Below are 17,587 nucleotides of genomic sequence, written 5' to 3' on the forward strand. Positions count from 1 at the left end.
GAGGTCCTACTTCGACGGAGACGGGGACGCCGGATGCAGCAGGCTCTGCAGGTGAGCCTGGATGGCGGCGACGTCCGGGTTGAATTGATCGACCCCCTGCTTGGGGACGAGCTGCATGGCCTGCACCTTCTCGGACCGGGACTTCACGCCGAGATCGGCGAGGTATCCGAGCATCCCCTCGGGGATGTCGGTCTTGAACAGGTTCTGACCGGCCGAGGCGACCTCGCGGAACCGCGTCAGAAGCGTCGTCGCGTTGACCTGATGCACGATCGCCTGCTCGAGCTGCGCCTGACGCTTCACGCGGTCCCAGTCGCTCGTCGTCTCGCGGGAGCGGGCGTACCACTGGGCGGTGTTGCCGTCCATGTGCTGCCGGCCGGGCTCGATCCAGCCCTTGGCCCATTCGCTGGCCGGCTGGCCCTTGTACTTGGGGCCGCCGCCGATCGGCAGCCGCTCGGTCACGGTGATGTCGACCCCGCCGAGCGCGTCGACGAGCTGCGCGAACCCGCCGTAGTTCATCAGCACGTAGTACTGGATCTTGATGCCGAGGATGCCCTCGAGCGCATCGCGGGTGGCCTCGATGCCCGGCGTCGAGCCCTGACTCTTCGCGTTCGGGTAGAGGGATGCCCCGTGCCCGCACACCACCACCTCGGTGTTGAGCTGGTTGATGCCCGGCCCCCATCCGCAGGTGGGGTCGGCGTGACCGGTGTGCACGGTCGGGTAGTAGGTGCGCATCGGGCTGCCCTTGGCGAACGGGAACCCGGCGAGGTCGCGCGGCACGCCGGTGGTGGTGATCGCCCCGGTCTCGGCGTTGATCGACACCACCGAGATGCTGTCGAAGCGCATCGAGGTGCGCCCCTGCCCGTCGTCGCCGCCCAGCAGCATGATGTTGTAGTAGCCGTCGCTCGGGGCCTGCGACGGGCCGGATGCCCCGAACAGCGTGCCGAACGTGTCGCGCGCGGTCTGCGCGTAGCTGGCGCCGGTGAGGGCGCTGCCGGACGCGACGACCAGCAGGCCGATGGACAGGATCGGGATGCCCAGGCGCGTCCACGAGCGCACGCGCACGAGTCGCACCAGCCGCAGGGTGTCGATCGTCAGGATGATCCACAGGATCGCGTACGCGACCAGCAGCACCTCCGCGATCAGCAGCACGAACCCGTTGGTGACGAGGTCGAACATGGTGCGCCGCGACAGCAGCGACACGACGACGGTGACGATGAGCAGGGCCCACATCACGAGCGTCGAGACGAGGCCGAAGCGCCCCAGGCGACGGTTGCCGGCCAGCACCTGTGCGGATCCGGGGATGAGGAAGTTGAGCAGCACGAGCCACCAGCCGCGGCGCGTCATCACCTGCTCGGATCCGTCGGGATGACGGATCGGCTGGGTGCGAAGGCCAAGGGATGCAGCGGTCACAGCGACGCCTTCAGCCGGCGGTTCTTCTCCTCCACCTGGGCTTCGAGGTCGGCCGCATACGCCTCGACCGCGTCGGCCACGGCGGGGTCTCCCACCCCGAGGATGCGCGCGGCGAGGAGGCCGGCGTTCTTGGCGCCGCCGATCGAGACGGTCGCGACGGGGATGCCGGCCGGCATCTGCACGATCGACAGCAGCGAGTCCATGCCGTCGAGCCGGGCCAGCGGCACGGGGACGCCGACGACGGGGAGGGCGGTGACCGATGCCAGCATCCCGGGCAGGTGCGCGGCGCCGCCGGCGCCCGCGATGATCACGCGCAGCCCGCGCGCACGGGCGTCGCGCCCGTACCGGATGAGCTTGTCCGGGGTGCGATGGGCCGAGACGACCTCGACCTCGAACGGGATGCCGAACTCGCCGAGGACCGCGGCGGCATCCTTCATGACCGACCAGTCCGAGTCGGACCCCATCACGACCCCGACCAGGGGGCGGGATGCGGAGGCGCCGGACTCGGGGCTGGACACGGTGGCGGGCTGCGGCTCAGTCACCTGCTCAGGGTAGGGCGCAACGCTGGAAATCGTCGCAACGGCGCGACGTTCCGGCGAACGGACAGGCTGTCACAGGAAGAGCGCGGCCGCGGCGCGGGCGTCGTAGGTGACGTCGTCGAGGGCGTCCCCGGTCGCGTTGACGTGGCCGACCTTGCGCCCCGGGCGCGGCTCCTTGCCGTAGGTGTGCACCTTGACGTCGGGGTGGGCGTGCAGGGCCGCCGGCATCCGGTCGCCGAGCGTGCCGTCGGTCGGGCCCCCGAGGATGTTCACCATCACGGTCCACGGGGCACGCGGCGTCGGGTCGCCGAGCGGCAGGTCGAGCACGGCCCGCAGGTGCTGCTCGAACTGGCTGGTCACGGCACCGTCCTGCGACCAGTGGCCGCTGTTGTGCGGCCGCATCGCGAGTTCGTTGACGAGCAGGCGGTCATCGGTGGTCTCGAACAGCTCCACGGCGAGCATGCCGGTGACGCCGAGTCCTTCGGCGATGCCGGTGCCGATCCCGGCGGCGACCGCCTGCAGGCGCGGCGTGCTCTCCGGCGCCGGGGCGATCACCTCGGCGCACACGCCGTCGCGCTGTTCGGTGTGCACCACCGGGTACGCCCGCATGTCGCCGGAGGGACGACGGGCGACCTGCTGGGCGAGCTCGCGACGGAAGTCGACGAGCTCCTCGGCCAGCAGCGGCGAGCCGGCGGCGTCCGCGAACCAGTCGTCGGCGTCCGTGCCGGATGCCACGACCCGCACGCCCTTGCCGTCGTAGCCGCCGCGCGGCGTCTTCACGATCGCCCGGCCGCCGTTCTCGTCGAGGAACGCCTGCAGTTCGGCGGCGTCGTGCACGGCCGCCCACTCCGGCTGCGGGACGCCGAGCTCGGCGAGCTTGGCGCGCATCACGAGCTTGTCCTGCGCGTACTGCAGCGCCTCGGGACCCGGGTGCACCGCGACGCCCGCGTCAACGAGGGCGTGCAGCACGTCCTGCGGGACGTGCTCGTGATCGAAGGTGATGACATCCACGTCCTGCGCGAAGGCGAGCACGGTCGGGGCGTCGCGGTAGTCGCCCACCGCGGTCGCGGCGATCGCCGCCGACATCCCGGGCTGCTCGGCGAGCACCCGGATCTCCACGCCGAGTTCGACCGCCGGTGCGATCATCATCCGTGCCAGCTGACCTCCACCGACGACACCGACTCGCAGACCCATGGTGCTCCTTCCGTCCGGCACCCATTCTCCCGCATGCGCGCGGAGCCGCAGGCACGCTCAGGACGCGGGAGCCGGGGGCATCGGGGGCATCGGGGGGATCGCCTGGCCGGGAAGGCTGCCGCCGTCGCGGTGGGCGAGCATCTGGCTCACCTCGACCTGGTCGATGAGCACCTCGTTCACGAGTCCGGCGGTGGGGACGTTCGTCAGGCGCATCGGCTGCTCGACGCCGTCGGACAGGGTGAGCGTGCCGGTGCCCCACGGGCGCTGCAGGATGCTGCGCCGCAGCGTGACGTGGTAGCCCCGCGCGTGGCTGAGCTCGCGGCGGTGCGAGAAGAGGATGCCGCGCCGCTCGATGACCCGGCGCGTGGTGATCGTGTACGTGTGCGTCCACCACGCGAGGAACGGCAGCAGGGCGAGGAGGAGGACCACGGCCGCAGCGACGGCGACCAGCATCCAGTTCTTCGCCCAGGGCCACGGCAGGTTGTCGTAGAAGTACCCCGTCGCGCCCGCGGTGGCGATCAGCACCAGGGCCGGCCAGACGAGCCAGATGCCGTGCTTGCGGAAGCGCGCGACGCGCAGCTCGGGCGTCGGCGCGCCTTGCACCGGCACGAGCGGGCGGGTCATCGGCCCGATGGGCTGGGTCACCCCTCTATTGTGCGCCCGCAAGCCGGGAATCCCGTGACCGCGCCGGCGCGCGTCCGGGGCGAGCCGTACCCGACGGATTCAGGACGACCTCATCAGGTTTTCCGAGCCGATCGGGCGTACGTTCAGCGTCAGCCCGTCCCCCCGACGAAGTGTGCGTCAACCCCCGAAGGACCGCCATGTCGACCTCATCCCCCACCCTGGACCCCGCCCCGGAACACGAGCCCGAGCATCAGCTCAAGGAGAACGGCGTCTCGGGCCTCGGCTCGGTCGTCATGGCCGTCGCCGGCACCGCGCCCGCCTACTCCATCGCCGCCAGCACGGCGCTCATCATCGCCGCCGCAGGCCTGGCCGCGCCGGCGGCGCTGCTGTGGTGCGGCATCCCGATGCTCGGCATCGCGTTCGCCTTCTCGTACCTCGGCCGCGCCGACGTGAACGCCGGCGCCTCCTATTCCTGGGTGGGCCGCGCCCTGCACCCGGTGCTCGGCTACCTGTCCGGATGGTCGCTGGTGATCTCGGCCACCATCTTCATGGTCGCCGGAGCACTGCCGGCCGGCCAGTACACCGTGTCGCTGTTCAACGAGCAGGCCGCGAGCAACACGGGGCTCGTCACCGCCATCGGCGCGGTGTGGTTCCTCGTGATGGCCGTCTGCGTGCTGGTCGGCGTCACCGTCACCGCGACCGCGCAGTGGATCATGTCGTCCATCGAAGTCGGCATCCTCGTCGTCTTCGGCATCGTCGCGCTCGTGAAGGCGATGGCCGGCGTGCACACCTCCGGCGCCGCGTTCTCCTGGTCGTGGCTGGGCTTCAGCCACTTCAGCGGCCTCGGCGGCTTCATCGGCGCCGCCCTCATCGCCGCCTTCTACTACTGGGGCTGGGATGTCAGCGCCAACCTCAACGAAGAGACCCACAACGGCAAGAAGGCGTCGGGCCTGGGCGGCATCATCGGCGTGATCATCGTGTTCCTGCTCTTCGAGGTGTTCACCATCGCCGTCCAGGTGATGCTGCCGGAGAAGACGATCCAGAACAGCAGCAACCTCATCGGCGAGCTCGGCCAGGCGATCATCCCCGGCATCGGCGGCAAGATCCTCATCCTCGCGGTCATGCTCTCCACCGTGGCGACGCTCGAGACGACCCTCATCCAGGTCACCCGCTCCCTGTTCGCGATGGGTCGCGACCGCACCCTGCCGAAGGCCTTCGGCCGCACCCACGCCAAGTGGAAGACGCCCGCGTTCGCCACGCTCGTGGTCACCGGCGTCTCGCTCGTGCTGTTCATCGGCTCGAACTTCCTCGGCAGCGTCGGCACGATCATGGGCGCCGCGATCAACTCCATCGGCTTCCAGATCGCGTTCTACTACGCCCTCGCCGGCACCGCCGTCGTGGTCGCGTACCGCAAGCACATCTTCAAGTCGGTGAAGAACTTCATCTTCATCGGCCTGTGGCCGGCGATCGGCGCGATCTTCATGGCGGTGCTGTTCGTGCTGTCGATCCCCAACCAGTTCAAGTCGAACGACCCCGGCACCGCGTGGCTCATCCTCGCGATCGGCGTCGGCACCATCGCGATCGGGCTCGTGCCCATGGCGATCTATTGGCGAAAGGGCGCGAAGTACTTCACCCGGCGCCCCCTGGAGACCGACGACGAGATCACCCCGGCGACCGTGAACATCGCCGTGCACGACGCCCGCACGGATCCGGCGCACTTCCGGGAGTAGCGACGGCGCGCCTCACCGCACGTGGACGACGTCCCCCGCCGACAGTGCACGCTCGCCCACGTCGGATGCCACCACCAGGCGTCCGTCGTCGTCGAGGCGTTCGGCGCGGCCGGAGACCGTCGACCCGTCGGGCAGGGACACCCGCACCTCGCGGCCGATCGTCGCGCACACCGTCTGCACCGAGGAGCGCACGGCGTCGGACGCCCCGCCGGCGAGCGCGGCGAGAGCCCGGTCGAGTCCGTCGACGTAGTCGGCGATCAGGGCGTCCTCGTCGGCGACCGCGCCGAGCACGGCGAAGGAGGTCGCGGTCGGAACCGGAAGCTCGTCGGCGGGCATGGTCGTGTTCACGCCCGAGCCGATGACGACGGCATCCGCGTCGCCGGGGACGACCTCGGCGAGGATGCCGCAGATCTTGTTCCCGTCCACGAGGACGTCGTTGGGCCACTTCATCCGCACAGAGTGCTGCGGCAGCTGCGCCGCGACGGCGTGCGTCATCGCGGCACCGGCCGCGAGGGGGATCCACCCGCGCGCAGCGACCGGGATCGCCGACACCCGCACCAGCACAGAGACGGCCAGCGCGCGGCCGGGGCCCGCGACCCAGGTGCGGTCGAGGCGTCCGCGACCACCCGTCTGATCGTGCGTGAGCAGCACCGCCAGGTGCGGCAGGGCGCCCGGGTCGGCCGCGGCCGCGGCGACCAGGTCGGCGTTCGTGGAGCCCGTTGCCGGGACGATCTCGACGCGGGAGGCGACGGCGGACAGGCGCGGGAACTGACCTTCGGTGGACACCCGGCAAGTCTAGGACCGACGGCCCGTTGGGAGGATGTCCACCAAGTCTGTCGGATCGCCTTGTGCTGAGCCTCCAACCGTGCGCGCAGACCGATCGCTAGTCTGGAATCCGTGACGGATCAGCCGGACCTCTCTACGACCGCGGCAAAAATCGCCGACCTGCGCGCACGCTACCAGGAGGCGGTGGTCGACTCCGAGGAGACCGCCAAGACCAAACAGCACGCCAAGGGCAAGCTCACCGCGCGCGAGCGCATCGAGCTCCTCCTCGACAAGGGCTCGTTCACCGAACTCGACGAGTACGTGCGCCACCGCACCACCGCGTTCGGCATGGACAAGGCGCGCCCCTACGGCGACTCGGTCGTCACCGGCACCGGCACCATCCACGGGCGCACCGTCGCGGTGTACTCGCAGGACTTCTCCACCTTCGGCGGCTCGCTCGGCGAGACCGCGGGCGACAAGATCATCAAGGTGATGGAGTTCGCGATGCGCTCGGGCATCCCCTGCATCGGCATCCTCGACTCCGGCGGCGCCCGCATCCAGGAGGGCGTCATCGCCCTCGGCAAGTACGGCGAGATCTTCCGCCTCAACACTGCGGCGTCGGGCGTCATCCCGCAGATCTCGATCATCATGGGTCCCGCCGCGGGCGGGGCCGTGTACTCCCCCGCGCTGACCGACTTCGTCGTGATGGTCGACAAGACCAGCCAGATGTTCGTCACCGGACCCGACGTCATCAAGACCGTCACCGGCGAAGACGTCGGCATGGAAGAGCTGGGCGGCGCGTACACGCACAACACCCGTTCCGGCGTCGCGCACTACCTCGCCGAAGACGAGGACGACGCGATCGACTACGTGCGCACCCTCCTCGGCTATCTGCCCGACAACAACATGTCGGAGCTGCCGGTCTACGAGGCGGACTTCGAGTGGGAGACCACCGACGCCGACCGCACGCTGAACACCATCGTGCCCGACTCGCCCAACCAGCCGTACGACATGCACACCGTCATCGAGCACGTGGTCGATGCCGGCGAGTTCATCGAGATCCAGCCGCTGTTCGCACCGAACATCGTGATCGGCTTCGGACGCGTCGAGGGCCGCACCGTCGGCATCATCGCCAACCAGCCCTCGCAGATGGCCGGGACGCTGAACATCGAGGCCGGCGAGAAGGCCAGCCGCTTCGTCCGCTTCTGCGACGCGTTCTCGGTGCCGATCGTCACCCTCGTCGACGTGCCCGGCTACCTCCCCGGCACCGACCAGGAGTGGACCGGCGTCATCCGCCGCGGTGCGAAGCTGCTGTACGCCTACGCCGAGGCGACCGTTCCCCTCGTCACCGTCATCCTGCGCAAGGCCTACGGCGGCGCGTACATCGTGATGGGCTCCAAGCAGCTGGGCGCCGACATCAACCTCGCCTGGCCCACCGCCGAGATCGCGGTCATGGGCGGACAGGGTGCGGTCAACATCCTGTATCGCGGTGAGATCAAGCGGGCCGAGGAGGCCGGCGAGGACGTCGCCGCCGTCCGCGCGCGCCTCGCGAACGAATACCTGTACAACGTCGCGTCGCCCTTCCTCGCGGCCGAGCGCGGCGAGCTCGACGGCATCATCGAGCCGGCGCAGACCCGCGTCTCGATCGCGAAGGCCCTCCGCTCGCTGCGCGGCAAGCGCGCGAGCATGCCGCCGAAGAAGCACGGGAACATTCCGCTGTGAGCGACGCTCGCGGCACAATGGACCCTATGACCCTCGCCGACGACTCGGACACGGATGCCGCGCCCCTGCGCGTCGAGGTGCTGCGCGGCAACCCCACGGACGAGGAGCTGGGCGCCCTGTTGGCCGTCGTCTCGACCGCGTACGCCGAAGAGGCGGCCGACGCGCTCGCGGACGACGATCGGCGCCCGAGCGCCTGGTCGCTGTCGCAGCGGGGGCTGCGCCGACCCTTCGCGCGCGAGCGCGGCTGGAACAACTTCCCGGACTGAAGACGGGCCGAATCGGAGCTGTCAGCGTTCTCTCAGGATTTGTCCCCCGAAATACCTACAGACGACCTCAAGCAACCGAGCGATACTAAATGTGCTGGAACGCTCTCAACGCGTTCGGCCGAACGATCAGTCCTGGGAAGACCGATCGTGAGTTCGGCCCTGGCCGACGGTTTTTCGGGTAACCGTCCGCCGAGGTGAGGGGCGGCAGAGCCGCCCCTCACCTCCACTCTTTTCTGCGGCTACTTCTCCGCCGTCAGTTCTCGTTCTGTGCGGACTCGGTGTCGTGACGGATCTCGTGCCAGAGGTCCACGTTGTCTTCGTCCGACAGCATCCCCGCCGCCGACCGGCCCACGACCGTCACCGCGACGTGCGGGTCGGGCGAGGTGCGGATGTAGAGGCGATCCGAATCGGCGCCCGCGATGATGACCGCCAGCGACCGGCGGATCCGCGACAGGGCGTCGGCATCCACCCCCTCCAGGCCGCCCTCGTCCAGGAGGGTCACCTGGATCCCGCGGCGGCGCGCAGAATCAAGCGCCGCCCGGACATGGTCGTCCAGGAGACGCGGGGCACGCAGCTCGTCACGCAGCCGCGCCTCCGCCCGCAGCGCCTCCGCGCGCTCGGCGGTGGAGAGGGCCCCGCGGGTCTCGATGGTGCGGGTGAGCACGGGCCCGGCGACCTCCAGAGCCCGCTGCACCTGCACGCGGCGCTGCCGCTGGCGGCCCTCCTGGTCGGCGCGCAGCGCGATCGCGGTCCGCTGCAGTTCGGCCAGGCGCACGGTGTCGCGCACGGCCCGGTCCATCGACCACAGCAGCAGCTGCGCGGCCGCGACCCACATCAGCGACCCGACCAGGCCCGATCCGAGCGCCGTGAGGAAGCCGAGGGATGCCGACGACAGCACGACCAGTGCCGCCGTGCCCGCCCACGCCCACAGCGGACGACGCCGGGCCATCAGGATCGTCATGAGCGCACCGATCTGGCCGATGTACGCCGTGCCCACCACGCTCGTGGCGAGTGCCGCGCCCACCGCCCAGGTCGTCACCAGCGGCTGGACGATCGCGACCACGAAGGCGAGGATCGTCACCCACAACGGCAGCCTCGCCACGCCCTGCGTGCGCGGACGGCCGCGCCGGTCGGTCGAATCCCTGTCGTCGCCGCGCACACCGACGAACAGGCACAGCATGCTCGTCACCGCGTACAGCAGGTCGCTCACGAGCAGCCCGCCCGGGTGCAGCGGCGGCGTCGTCCACAGCTCGCCGCGCACGGTCAGGTAGATCGTGAACGCCGCCCCGAGGGTCAGCAGGATCGGCCGGGCGCCCATCACACCACCGGCTCCGACGCCGTCCAGGTGAGCGTCACCGTGGTGCCGTCCCGCCCGGAATCCACGAACGCGCGGCCGCGCACCGCCGCCATCCGCGCCATGATCGATGCGCTGATGCCCAGGCGGTCGTCGGGAACATGCGAGGTGTCGAAGCCGCTCCCCCGATCGGACACCGTGACCTGCACCCGAAGCGGGTCGCGCGTCGCGGTGACCGAGGCGGCCAGGCCCGCTCCGCCGGCATGCTCCACCGCGTTCGTGATCGCCTGGACGCCCGCCATCGCGAGGGCGCGGGCCACCGCGCTGGGCACCGCGGCCGCATCCGGGCACGGCACGGTGATCGGCACTCCCAGATCGGCGGCGACCCGCTGCAGCTGCTGGGCGATCACCACGAGCGCCACCGGGCCCTCCGGACCCATCGAGGCATCCTGCTCGGCGTCGGCGAGCCGGGTGAGGGCCTCGCTGGCCATGCTCACCGCCAGCAGCCGCTCACGCGGCGAATGTCCGCGTGCCGCGGCGATGAGAGCCGACAGCACGCTGTCGTGCATCAGGGCCCCCACCGCGAGGCGCTCCTGCTCGGCGGCATCCGCCGCGACCGCCTCGGCATAGGAGGCATCCGCCTCGGCACGGCGACGGTCGACCGTCGCCGCCACCCGCCGGAACAGCCACCCCAGCGTCACCACGATCGAGCCCAGCACGAGCGCGAACGACGCCTCCAGCAGGAACATCGGAACATCGAGCGGCTGCCCGCTGCTGCCGACCAGCCGCACCACGAGCCACTCGAGAGGCACGAAGAACGCCAGCACGACCTGCCAGACCAGCGGAAAGGCCAGCAGCGTCGCGGCGGTGATGACGTTGAGCAGGAAGAAGATCCACGGCTGCTCCTCGCCCGACATCGTGCCGGCGCCGTGGATGAACGGCCACAGCGCGATGCCGACGATCCCGACGACGGAGAAGAGCGCGGCGAACAGCTTCACGGCGCGCCCGGTGAAGCACGCCACGATCATGAGGCCGAGCGGCACGAACACGATCAGCTCCAGCAGCGGATGCCAGGAATCGGCCGTCTCCGCACCGCCGAGCGCCGCGGCCAGACCCTGGGCGCCCAGCAGGGAGCAGCCGAACCCCACGACGACCTCGATGGCCCGCTCCACGCGGGAGGAGGTGAACCGCCCGAGGTCCACGGCGCTGATCGATTCGACAGCCCCGGTCGGGGTCGGCCCGGTGCGCGCCTCAGAAGCCACGGGGCGGCGCATCCTCGGGCAGCAGGCCGTCCTCCTCGGCACGGCGGCGCAGATCGAGCTTGGTCGGGGCGTCTCGTCCGACTTCGACGTACTTGACGCGGATGCGGGTGATGTTCTCCTTCGCCGTCGAATAGGCGACGCCGAGCTGCGCGGCGACGGCTTTCAGCGGAAGACCCGCGGCGTACAGGCGCAGCACCTCGCGCTCGCGCTGCGAGAGCTGCGCGTCGGCGAAGGCCCGATCGCCCTCGACGGCGCTGGCCCACTCGACGTTGTTGAGCGCCTCGCCAGCGGCGACGAGCATGATCGAGCTGAGGACGTCGCCGGTGGGCGACGCCTTGCTGACGATTCCGACCGCCCCCGCCGCGAGCGCCTCGCGGACGGCTGCCGGGCGGTCGGCGACGCTGTGGATGATGACGCTCGACCCGTCGGCGGTGAGGCGCTGCACGTTCTCGGTCACCGTGGTGCCGTCGCCGAGGGTGAGATCGAGCACGACGACGTCGGCGGGCGGCATCCGGACGGTGAGCCGCTCCTTGAGGTAGGCCAGGACCGTCGCACCGGAGAACACGACCTCCAGGACGCCTCCGGTGCGCGCACAGGCCGCTTCGAGCCCGAGTCGGACCGACTCGTGGTCGTCGATCAGGGCAACGCGTGTCACGTCGTCACACTACTACCGGGCAGCGCCCGGCCGCCGGAGGGTCGCGATGGTCTCGACGTGGTGCGAATGGGGGAACAGATCGAACGCGCTCAGGTGCGACGTCTCATACCCGGCGTCGCGGAAGGTGCGCAGGTCGCGCGCGAGCGCCACCGGGTCGCACGCCACGTAGACGATGCCGGCGGGCGCCAGGCCGGCGAGCGCCTGCACCACCTCGCGCCCCGCCCCCGAACGCGGCGGATCGAGCACGACGACACCGCGTCCGATGCGTTCGCGGGCGGCGGCATCCGCGTCGGCGGCGAAGCGCGGCAGCCAGCGGTCCACGCGCACCCGGGCCACCTCGGCGTCCGGCCACGCGGACAGGTTCTGCGCCGCGTGGCCGGTGGCCCGGGCATCCGACTCGACGCTGAGCACGCGGCCTCCGCCGTGCTCGGCGAGGGCCGTCGCGAACAGGCCGACACCGCCGTAGAGGTCGAAGTGCTGCGCCTCCGGGTCGACGCCGAGCTCGCCGAGCGCTGCGCTCACCGTGTCGAACAGCGTGTCGGCGGCGAGCCGGTGCACCTGCCAGAAGCCCCCGGCATCCAGCCGGAAACGGTGGCGTCCGACGGTTTCGACAATGGTCTCGCGCGCCGCGGGCGGTGTTCCGCGGGTGGCCTCCGGACGCGGGATGACGCGAACCTCCCCGTCGGCCGGCTGGACGAGATCGATGCGGCCCGGCTGAGCCCCGCCGCGATCGGCCACCGCCCGTGCGACGCGCTCGATCTCGGCGGTCGCCAGCGGGAGGTCGTCGAACCGGACGACGTGGTGGCTGCGCTGCGCGAAGGGCCCGACGGCCCCGTCGGCGTCGACGTGCAGGCTGACACGGGTGCGCCAGCGCGTGGCCTGCGGGTGCTCCCAGGTGTGCTCGTCCTCGCCGACCCCGGCCGGATGCACGAGCACGGATGCCTCGAATCCGGCGAACCGCTTCAGGGAGTCCTCGATGACGTGCGCCTTCAGCCGGCGCTGGTGGGGGATGTCGATGTGCCCGAAGTCGGCGCCGCCGGGACGATCCTGCGGCGGGACGTCGAGGTCGGCCTGCCGCCAGATGTGCGGGCGGCGGTGGCTGGAGGCGTCCAGCACCTCGAGCACCTCGCCGCGCCAGAACGACGCCTTGGACGTGTCGGTGAGCCGCACCCGCACCCGCTCGCCCGGCAGCGTGTCGGGCACGAACACCACGCGTCCTTCGTGTCGGCCGACGAACACCCCGCCGTGCGCGACGTCGGCGATGTCGAGGTCGATGAGCTGGCCGGCATCCATGCATCCAGCATCCCACGCGCAATACGCTGGGCAGGTGCGCGTCTGCCTGGCCTCGACCTCTCCCGCCCGCCTGATGCTGCTGCGGCAGGTCGGCATCGAACCCGAGACCCTTGCTCCGGGTGTCGACGAAGAGGCGGTCGTCGCCGCCGTCGAGCAGGCGGAGGAGCGCACCCTCACGCCCGACGAGCACGTGCTGCTGCTGGCCCGCCGCAAAGCCGCGGATGTCGCGGCCACGCTGCGCGAACGCGATCCGGACTTCGACGGGATCGTCATCGGCGGCGACTCGATGTTCGCATTCGGCGGCGAGATCCTCGGCAAACCGCACCGTCCCGAGGTGGCGGCGGCGCGCTGGCGCGAGATGCGCGGCGGGACGGGCATCCTGCACTCCGGTCACAGCGTGTTCCGGCTCCAGCCCGGGCGGCCGGCCGTCGAGGCGCATGCCGTCGCGGTGGCCTCGGTGACGTTCGCCGCCGACGTCGACGACGAGGAGATCGCCGCGTACGTGGCATCCGGCGAGCCCCTGCAGGTCGCCGGGGCGTTCACGCTCGACAGTCTCGCCGGCGCGTTCATCGAACGCGTCGACGGCGACCCGTCGACCGTCGTGGGCATGTCGCTGTCGACGCTGCGGCACCTCGTGCGCGACCTCGGCGTCTCGTGGACCGCGCTCTGGCAGACGCGATCGGCCTGATCCGCGGGCCTAGGAGACATCCGACGAGGTTTTGCGGCCTTTCTTGTGCGGATTCCTCAAAAACTGGACGTCCACGCATCGCTAGGCTGACATTCATGCCTGCTATCGCCAAGGTTCTCGTTGCCAACCGCGGCGAGATCGCCGTCCGCGTCATCCGCGCCGCACGCGACTCCGGAAAGGGCTCGGTCGCGATCTACGCCGACCAGGACCGCGATGCGATGCACGCCAAGCTCGCCGACGAGGCGTACGCCCTCGGCGGCGCCACCAGCGCCGAGACCTACCTGTCGATCGAGAAGATCCTCTCCATCGCCCGCCGCTCCGGCGCCGACGCGGTGCACCCCGGCTACGGGTTCCTCGCCGAGAACGCCGAGTTCGCCCGCGCCGTCATCGCCGCCGGACTCGTCTGGATCGGCCCCTCGCCCGAGGCCATCGAGGCGCTCGGCGACAAGGTGACCGCCCGTCACGTGGCCGAGAAGGTCGGCGCTCCGCTCGCCCCCGGCACGCCCGGCCCGGTCGACGGCGCCGACGAGGTCTCCGCGTTCGCCCGCGAGTTCGGCCTGCCGATCGCGATCAAGGCGGCCTACGGCGGCGGTGGCCGCGGCCTCAAGGTCGCGCGTGAGTTCGACGAGATCCCCGAGCTGTTCGAGTCCGCCACGCGCGAGGCGATCACCGCCTTCGGCCGCGGCGAGTGCTTCGTGGAGAAGTACCTCGACAAGCCCCGCCACGTCGAGACCCAGTGCCTGGCGGATGCCGCCGGCAACGTCGTCGTCGTCTCCACGCGCGACTGCTCGCTGCAGCGCCGTCACCAGAAGCTCGTCGAGGAGGCGCCCGCGCCGTTCCTCTCGGACGAGCAGAACGGCATCCTCTACCAGGCGTCCAAGGCGATCCTGCGCGAAGTCGGCTACGTCGGCGCCGGCACGTGCGAGTTCCTCATCGGCGCCGACGGCACGATCTCGTTCCTCGAGGTGAACACCCGCCTGCAGGTCGAGCACCCGGTCTCCGAAGAGGTCACCGGCATCGACCTCGTGCGCGAGCAGTTCCGCATCGCCGAGGGCGGCACGCTCGACTACCCCGACCCGGAGCCGGAGGGGCACTCGATCGAGTTCCGCATCAACGGCGAAGACCCCGGTCGCGGCTTCCTCCCGCAGCCCGGACCCGTCAAGGCGTTCCGCACGTTCGGCGGCCCCGGCATGCGCCTGGACTCCGGCGTCACCGCCGGTGACGTCGTCAGCGGCGCCTTCGACTCGCTGCTCGGCAAGGTGATCATCACCGGCCGCAACCGTGAAGAGGCGCTCGAACGCGCCCGCCGCGCGCTCGACGAGTTCGAGGTCGCGGGCCTTCCCACCGTGCTCCCGTTCCACCGCAAGGTGGTGCGCGAACCCGCCTTCACGGCCGAAGACGGCGAGTTCGGCGTGTACACGCGCTGGATCGAGACGGAGTTCGTCAACGACATCCCGCCGTGGGACGGCGAGCTGTCCGACCCGGCCGGCCCCGAGGCACGGCACACCGTCGTCGTCGAGGTCAGCGGCAAGCGCCTCGAGGTGAGTCTCCCCGACCGCATCGTCGCCGCCCCGCGCGAGGGCGCCGGGCGCCCGGCGGCCGTTCCGCCGTCGCGGCGCAGCCACACCACCACGGTGTCGGCGGGCGCCTCCGGCGACGCCGTGAAGTCGCCCATGCAGGCCACGATCGTGAAGGTCGCCGTCGAAGAGGGCCAGGAGGTCGTCAAGGGCGACCTGGTCGTCGTGCTCGAGGCCATGAAGATGGAACAGCCCATCCAGGCCCACAAGGACGGTGTGATCGGCGCGATCAACGCCGAACCCGGCACCACGGTGTCCGCCGGCCACCAGCTGCTGACGATCTCCTAGCGGGTCGAGTGACGAGGGGGGATGCCGCGCGGCATCCCCCCTCGTCGTTCGCCGCAGCCCCGCGTCGCGCACTCGCTCGTCACGAAGCGCACCCGGCGCACATCGTGACGAGCGGACGCGGCATCCCGCGCTGAGTCGTCACGAAACGCGTAACGCCACGCACATCGTGACGAGCGAACGACGCATCCCGCGCTTAGTCGTCACGAAGCGCCCCGCGCCGCACATCGCGACGAGTCAAGCAACCAGCCCGCCCGCCCCTCGGGCACACCCCTCACTCGTCACAAGGCGCACCACGCCGGGCACATCGTGACGAGCGAACGCGGCATCCCGCGCTGAGTCGTCACGAAACGCGTCACGCCGCGCACATCGTGACGACCCAACGAGGCATCCCGCGACTCACTCGTCACGAACCACACCCCGCGCCGCACATCGTGACGACCCAAGCAATCAGCCCGCCCGCCGCTGGGGCACACCGCTCACTCGTCACAAAGCGCACCACACCCTGCACATCGTGACGAGCGAACGAGGCACCGCGCCTCACTCGTCACGAAACGCACCCCGCGCCGCACATCGTGACGACCCAAGCAATCAGCCCGCCCGCCGCTGGGGCACACCGCTCACTCGTCGCAAAGCGCACCACGCACCGCACATCGTGACGACCGAACGAGGCATCCCGCGCTCAGTCGTCACGAAACGCGCCACGAGCCGTACATCGTGACGACCGAACGACGCGGCTCGCCCGCGGCTCGCCCGCGACGCGCGGGGGTGCGGCACGCAGGGCGGGATGCCGGGTCAGTCGTGCTCGTGGCCGGCGCGCTCGACCAGGTGCATGCCGCGCATGGCATCCATGATCGTGGCGGTCAGCGACGGATACACCGCGAAGGTGCGCGACATCTGGTCGACCGTGAGTCGGCGCTCGATCGCGATCGCGATCGGCAGGATGAGCTCGGACGCCTTCGGGGCGACGATGACGCCGCCGATCACGGTGCCGCTGCCGCGGCGCGCGATGAGCTTCACGAAACCGTCGGTGACGCCCATCATCTTCGCCCGCGGGTTGGCCGCGAGAGGAAGCTTCAGCACCACGCCGTCGGCGACCCCGTCGATGACGTCCTGCTCCTGCCAGCCCACCGTCGCGATCTCCGGGGCGGTGAAGATGTTCGACGTGATCTTGCGCTTGTCGATCGGGATGGCCGAGTCGCCGAGCGCGTGGAAGATCGCGACGCGCCCCTGCATGAAGGCGACGGATGCCAGCGGGTAGAAGGTCGTGCAGTCGCCGGCCGCGTAGATGTTGGGCACCGAGGTGCGCGAGACGCCGTTGACCTGGATGTGCCCGGACGCGGTCATCTGCACGCCGGCATCCTCGAGGCCGAGGCCCGCCGTGTTCGGGATCGACCCCACCGCCATGAGGCAGTGGCTGCCGGTGAGCACCGTGCCGTCGCCGAGCGTGACCTTCACCCCGTCACCGGTGTTCTCCACGCTCGACGCCCGCGACTTCGACATCAGGGTCATCCCGCCGCGGGTGAAGACGTCTTCGAGCACGGCGGCGGCGTCGGCATCCTCCCCCGGCAGCACCCGGTCGCGGCTGGAGACCAGCGTCACCTTGGCGCCGAGGTTCATGTAGGCGCCGGCGAACTCCGCGCCGGTGACGCCCGATCCGACCACGATCAGGTGCTCGGGGAGCTTCTTCATGTTGTACAGCTGCGTCCAGGTGAGGATGCGCTCCCCGTCGGGCTTGGCCGTGGCGAGCTCGCGCGGGGATGCCCCCACCGACACCACGATGGTGTCGGCCTCGATGCGCTCGAAGTCGGTGCCGCCGGGCGCCGTCGACACGACGACCGCGTTGCGGCCCTCGAGGCGTCCGTGTCCGGAGATGATGCGCACGCCCGCCTCGAGCAGTGCCTGGTGCATGTCCTCGGACTGCTGGCGGGCCAGCGACAGCAGCCGGTGGTTGACCGCGGCCAGGTTGATCGCGAGCTGCGGGCGCAGCGGCTTGTCGTCGGCGTCGTGCGCGAACAGCTGCACGCCGAGATCTGACGCCTGGGCGATCGCGACCGCGGCATCCGCCGTCGCGATGAGACTCTTGGAGGGCACGACGTCGGTGATGACCGCGGATCCGCCGATCCCGACCCGCTCCACGAGCGTCACCTTGGCACCCAGCTGAGCGGCGGCGAGCGCCGCCTCGTAGCCGCCGGGGCCGCCTCCGATGATGGCGACGCTCTGCGAGAGAAGGAAGCTTTCAGACATGGATCCCATTCTCTCAGGGCCCGCCGACCGGAAAGT

General features: G+C 70.7%; 15 protein-coding genes. 5 read left to right on the forward strand and 10 right to left on the reverse strand.

Annotated features, from left to right (window positions below; translation table 11 throughout):
- Positions 1–6: 6 nt before the first annotated feature.
- From LK09_RS02190 to LK09_RS02205, 4 genes are all read right to left on the reverse strand, one after another.
- The gene (locus LK09_RS02190) at positions 7–1,410 is read right to left on the reverse strand and encodes an LCP family protein (RefSeq protein WP_039395267.1); all 1,404 of its coding nucleotides are present in this window, start codon (positions 1,408–1,410) and stop codon (positions 7–9) included.
- The gene (gene purE / locus LK09_RS02195) at positions 1,407–1,874 is read right to left on the reverse strand and encodes a 5-(carboxyamino)imidazole ribonucleotide mutase (RefSeq protein ID WP_039395730.1); all 468 of its coding nucleotides are present in this window, start codon (positions 1,872–1,874) and stop codon (positions 1,407–1,409) included. The genes LK09_RS02190 and purE overlap by 4 nt, the downstream gene beginning before the upstream one ends.
- Before the next feature lie 147 nt (positions 1,875–2,021).
- Positions 2,022–3,143, reverse strand: a complete 1,122-nt coding sequence (locus LK09_RS02200) for a 5-(carboxyamino)imidazole ribonucleotide synthase (protein ID WP_039395270.1) — start codon at positions 3,141–3,143, stop codon at positions 2,022–2,024.
- 57 nt (positions 3,144–3,200) lie between these two features.
- On the reverse strand, positions 3,201–3,788 hold the full coding sequence (locus LK09_RS02205) for a PH domain-containing protein (RefSeq protein ID WP_039395273.1): 588 nt from the start codon (positions 3,786–3,788) through the stop codon (positions 3,201–3,203).
- A 176-nt stretch (positions 3,789–3,964) separates the two neighbouring features.
- On the opposite strand from LK09_RS02205, the gene LK09_RS02210 reads away from it, so the two are divergent.
- On the forward strand, positions 3,965–5,497 hold the full coding sequence (locus tag LK09_RS02210) for an APC family permease (protein WP_052226314.1): 1,533 nt from the start codon (positions 3,965–3,967) through the stop codon (positions 5,495–5,497).
- 12 nt (positions 5,498–5,509) lie between these two features.
- Here the strand turns inward: LK09_RS02210 and LK09_RS02215 are convergent, their stop codons facing one another.
- Positions 5,510–6,283 (reverse strand): biotin--[acetyl-CoA-carboxylase] ligase, encoded by a 774-nt coding sequence (locus tag LK09_RS02215; protein WP_052226315.1) that lies wholly within the window; start codon positions 6,281–6,283, stop codon positions 5,510–5,512.
- Between the two features lie 111 nt (positions 6,284–6,394).
- Here LK09_RS02215 and LK09_RS02220 point away from each other — a divergent pair, with 111 nt between their 5' ends.
- Both LK09_RS02220 and LK09_RS02225 read left to right on the forward strand, forming a co-directional pair.
- Positions 6,395–7,984 carry an acyl-CoA carboxylase subunit beta gene (locus LK09_RS02220; protein ID WP_407939134.1) on the forward strand — a complete coding sequence of 530 codons (1,590 nt, stop codon included), beginning with the start codon at positions 6,395–6,397 and terminating at the stop codon, positions 7,982–7,984.
- A gap of 26 nt (positions 7,985–8,010) precedes the next feature.
- A complete protein-coding gene (locus tag LK09_RS02225) occupies positions 8,011–8,250 on the forward strand; it encodes an acyl-CoA carboxylase subunit epsilon (RefSeq protein ID WP_039395279.1) in 240 nt (79 codons plus the stop codon).
- 253 nt (positions 8,251–8,503) lie between these two features.
- On the opposite strand, the gene LK09_RS02230 is transcribed toward LK09_RS02225, so the two are convergent.
- The 4 genes from LK09_RS02230 to LK09_RS02245 are packed head-to-tail and all read right to left on the reverse strand — an operon-like array spanning position 8,504 to position 12,754.
- Positions 8,504–9,568 carry a hypothetical protein gene (locus LK09_RS02230; RefSeq protein ID WP_039395281.1) on the reverse strand — a complete coding sequence of 355 codons (1,065 nt, stop codon included), beginning with the start codon at positions 9,566–9,568 and terminating at the stop codon, positions 8,504–8,506.
- Positions 9,568–10,806, reverse strand: coding sequence for a sensor histidine kinase (locus tag LK09_RS02235; protein ID WP_156138618.1), 1,239 nt, complete (start codon positions 10,804–10,806; stop codon positions 9,568–9,570). The genes LK09_RS02230 and LK09_RS02235 overlap by 1 nt, the downstream gene beginning before the upstream one ends.
- Entirely contained in the window at positions 10,796–11,461 is a 666-nt protein-coding gene (locus LK09_RS02240; protein WP_039395284.1) for a response regulator transcription factor, read from the reverse strand. The genes LK09_RS02235 and LK09_RS02240 overlap by 11 nt, the downstream gene beginning before the upstream one ends.
- A gap of 12 nt (positions 11,462–11,473) precedes the next feature.
- Entirely contained in the window at positions 11,474–12,754 is a 1,281-nt protein-coding gene (locus LK09_RS02245; protein ID WP_039395287.1) for a class I SAM-dependent RNA methyltransferase, read from the reverse strand.
- Positions 12,755–12,788: 34 nt separating this feature from the next.
- On the opposite strand from LK09_RS02245, the gene LK09_RS02250 reads away from it, so the two are divergent.
- Together LK09_RS02250 and LK09_RS02255 are read left to right on the forward strand one after the other, a co-directional pair.
- Positions 12,789–13,442 carry a Maf family protein gene (locus LK09_RS02250; protein ID WP_039395290.1) on the forward strand — a complete coding sequence of 218 codons (654 nt, stop codon included), beginning with the start codon at positions 12,789–12,791 and terminating at the stop codon, positions 13,440–13,442.
- 95 nt (positions 13,443–13,537) lie between these two features.
- Entirely contained in the window at positions 13,538–15,307 is a 1,770-nt protein-coding gene (locus tag LK09_RS02255; protein WP_039395293.1) for an acetyl/propionyl/methylcrotonyl-CoA carboxylase subunit alpha, read from the forward strand.
- Between the two features lie 792 nt (positions 15,308–16,099).
- On the opposite strand, the gene LK09_RS02260 is transcribed toward LK09_RS02255, so the two are convergent.
- Complete coding sequence (locus tag LK09_RS02260) at positions 16,100–17,551, reverse strand: NAD(P)H-quinone dehydrogenase (RefSeq protein WP_407939135.1); 1,452 nt, start codon at positions 17,549–17,551, stop codon at positions 16,100–16,102.
- Between the last annotated feature and the right edge of the window lie 36 nt (positions 17,552–17,587).

Source organism: Microbacterium mangrovi, from assembly GCF_000802305.1.
In the GTDB taxonomy this organism is placed as follows: Bacteria; Actinomycetota; Actinomycetes; order Actinomycetales; family Microbacteriaceae; genus Microbacterium; species Microbacterium mangrovi.

Excerpts from the sequence above, each read along its gene's own strand:
- purE (WP_039395730.1), bottom strand. The coding sequence starts at position 1,874 with ATGGGGTCCGACTCGGACTGGTCGGTCATGAAGGATGCCGCCGCGGTC.
- LK09_RS02200 (WP_039395270.1), bottom strand. The coding sequence starts at position 3,143 with ATGGGTCTGCGAGTCGGTGTCGTCGGTGGAGGTCAGCTGGCACGGATG.
- LK09_RS02210 (WP_052226314.1), top strand. The coding sequence starts at position 3,965 with ATGTCGACCTCATCCCCCACCCTGGACCCCGCCCCGGAACACGAGCCC.
- LK09_RS02225 (WP_039395279.1), top strand. The coding sequence starts at position 8,011 with ATGACCCTCGCCGACGACTCGGACACGGATGCCGCGCCCCTGCGCGTC.
- LK09_RS02230 (WP_039395281.1), bottom strand. The coding sequence starts at position 9,568 with ATGGGCGCCCGGCCGATCCTGCTGACCCTCGGGGCGGCGTTCACGATC.
- LK09_RS02245 (WP_039395287.1), bottom strand. The coding sequence starts at position 12,754 with ATGGATGCCGGCCAGCTCATCGACCTCGACATCGCCGACGTCGCGCAC.
- LK09_RS02255 (WP_039395293.1), top strand. The coding sequence starts at position 13,538 with ATGCCTGCTATCGCCAAGGTTCTCGTTGCCAACCGCGGCGAGATCGCC.
- LK09_RS02260 (WP_407939135.1), bottom strand. The coding sequence starts at position 17,551 with ATGTCTGAAAGCTTCCTTCTCTCGCAGAGCGTCGCCATCATCGGAGGC.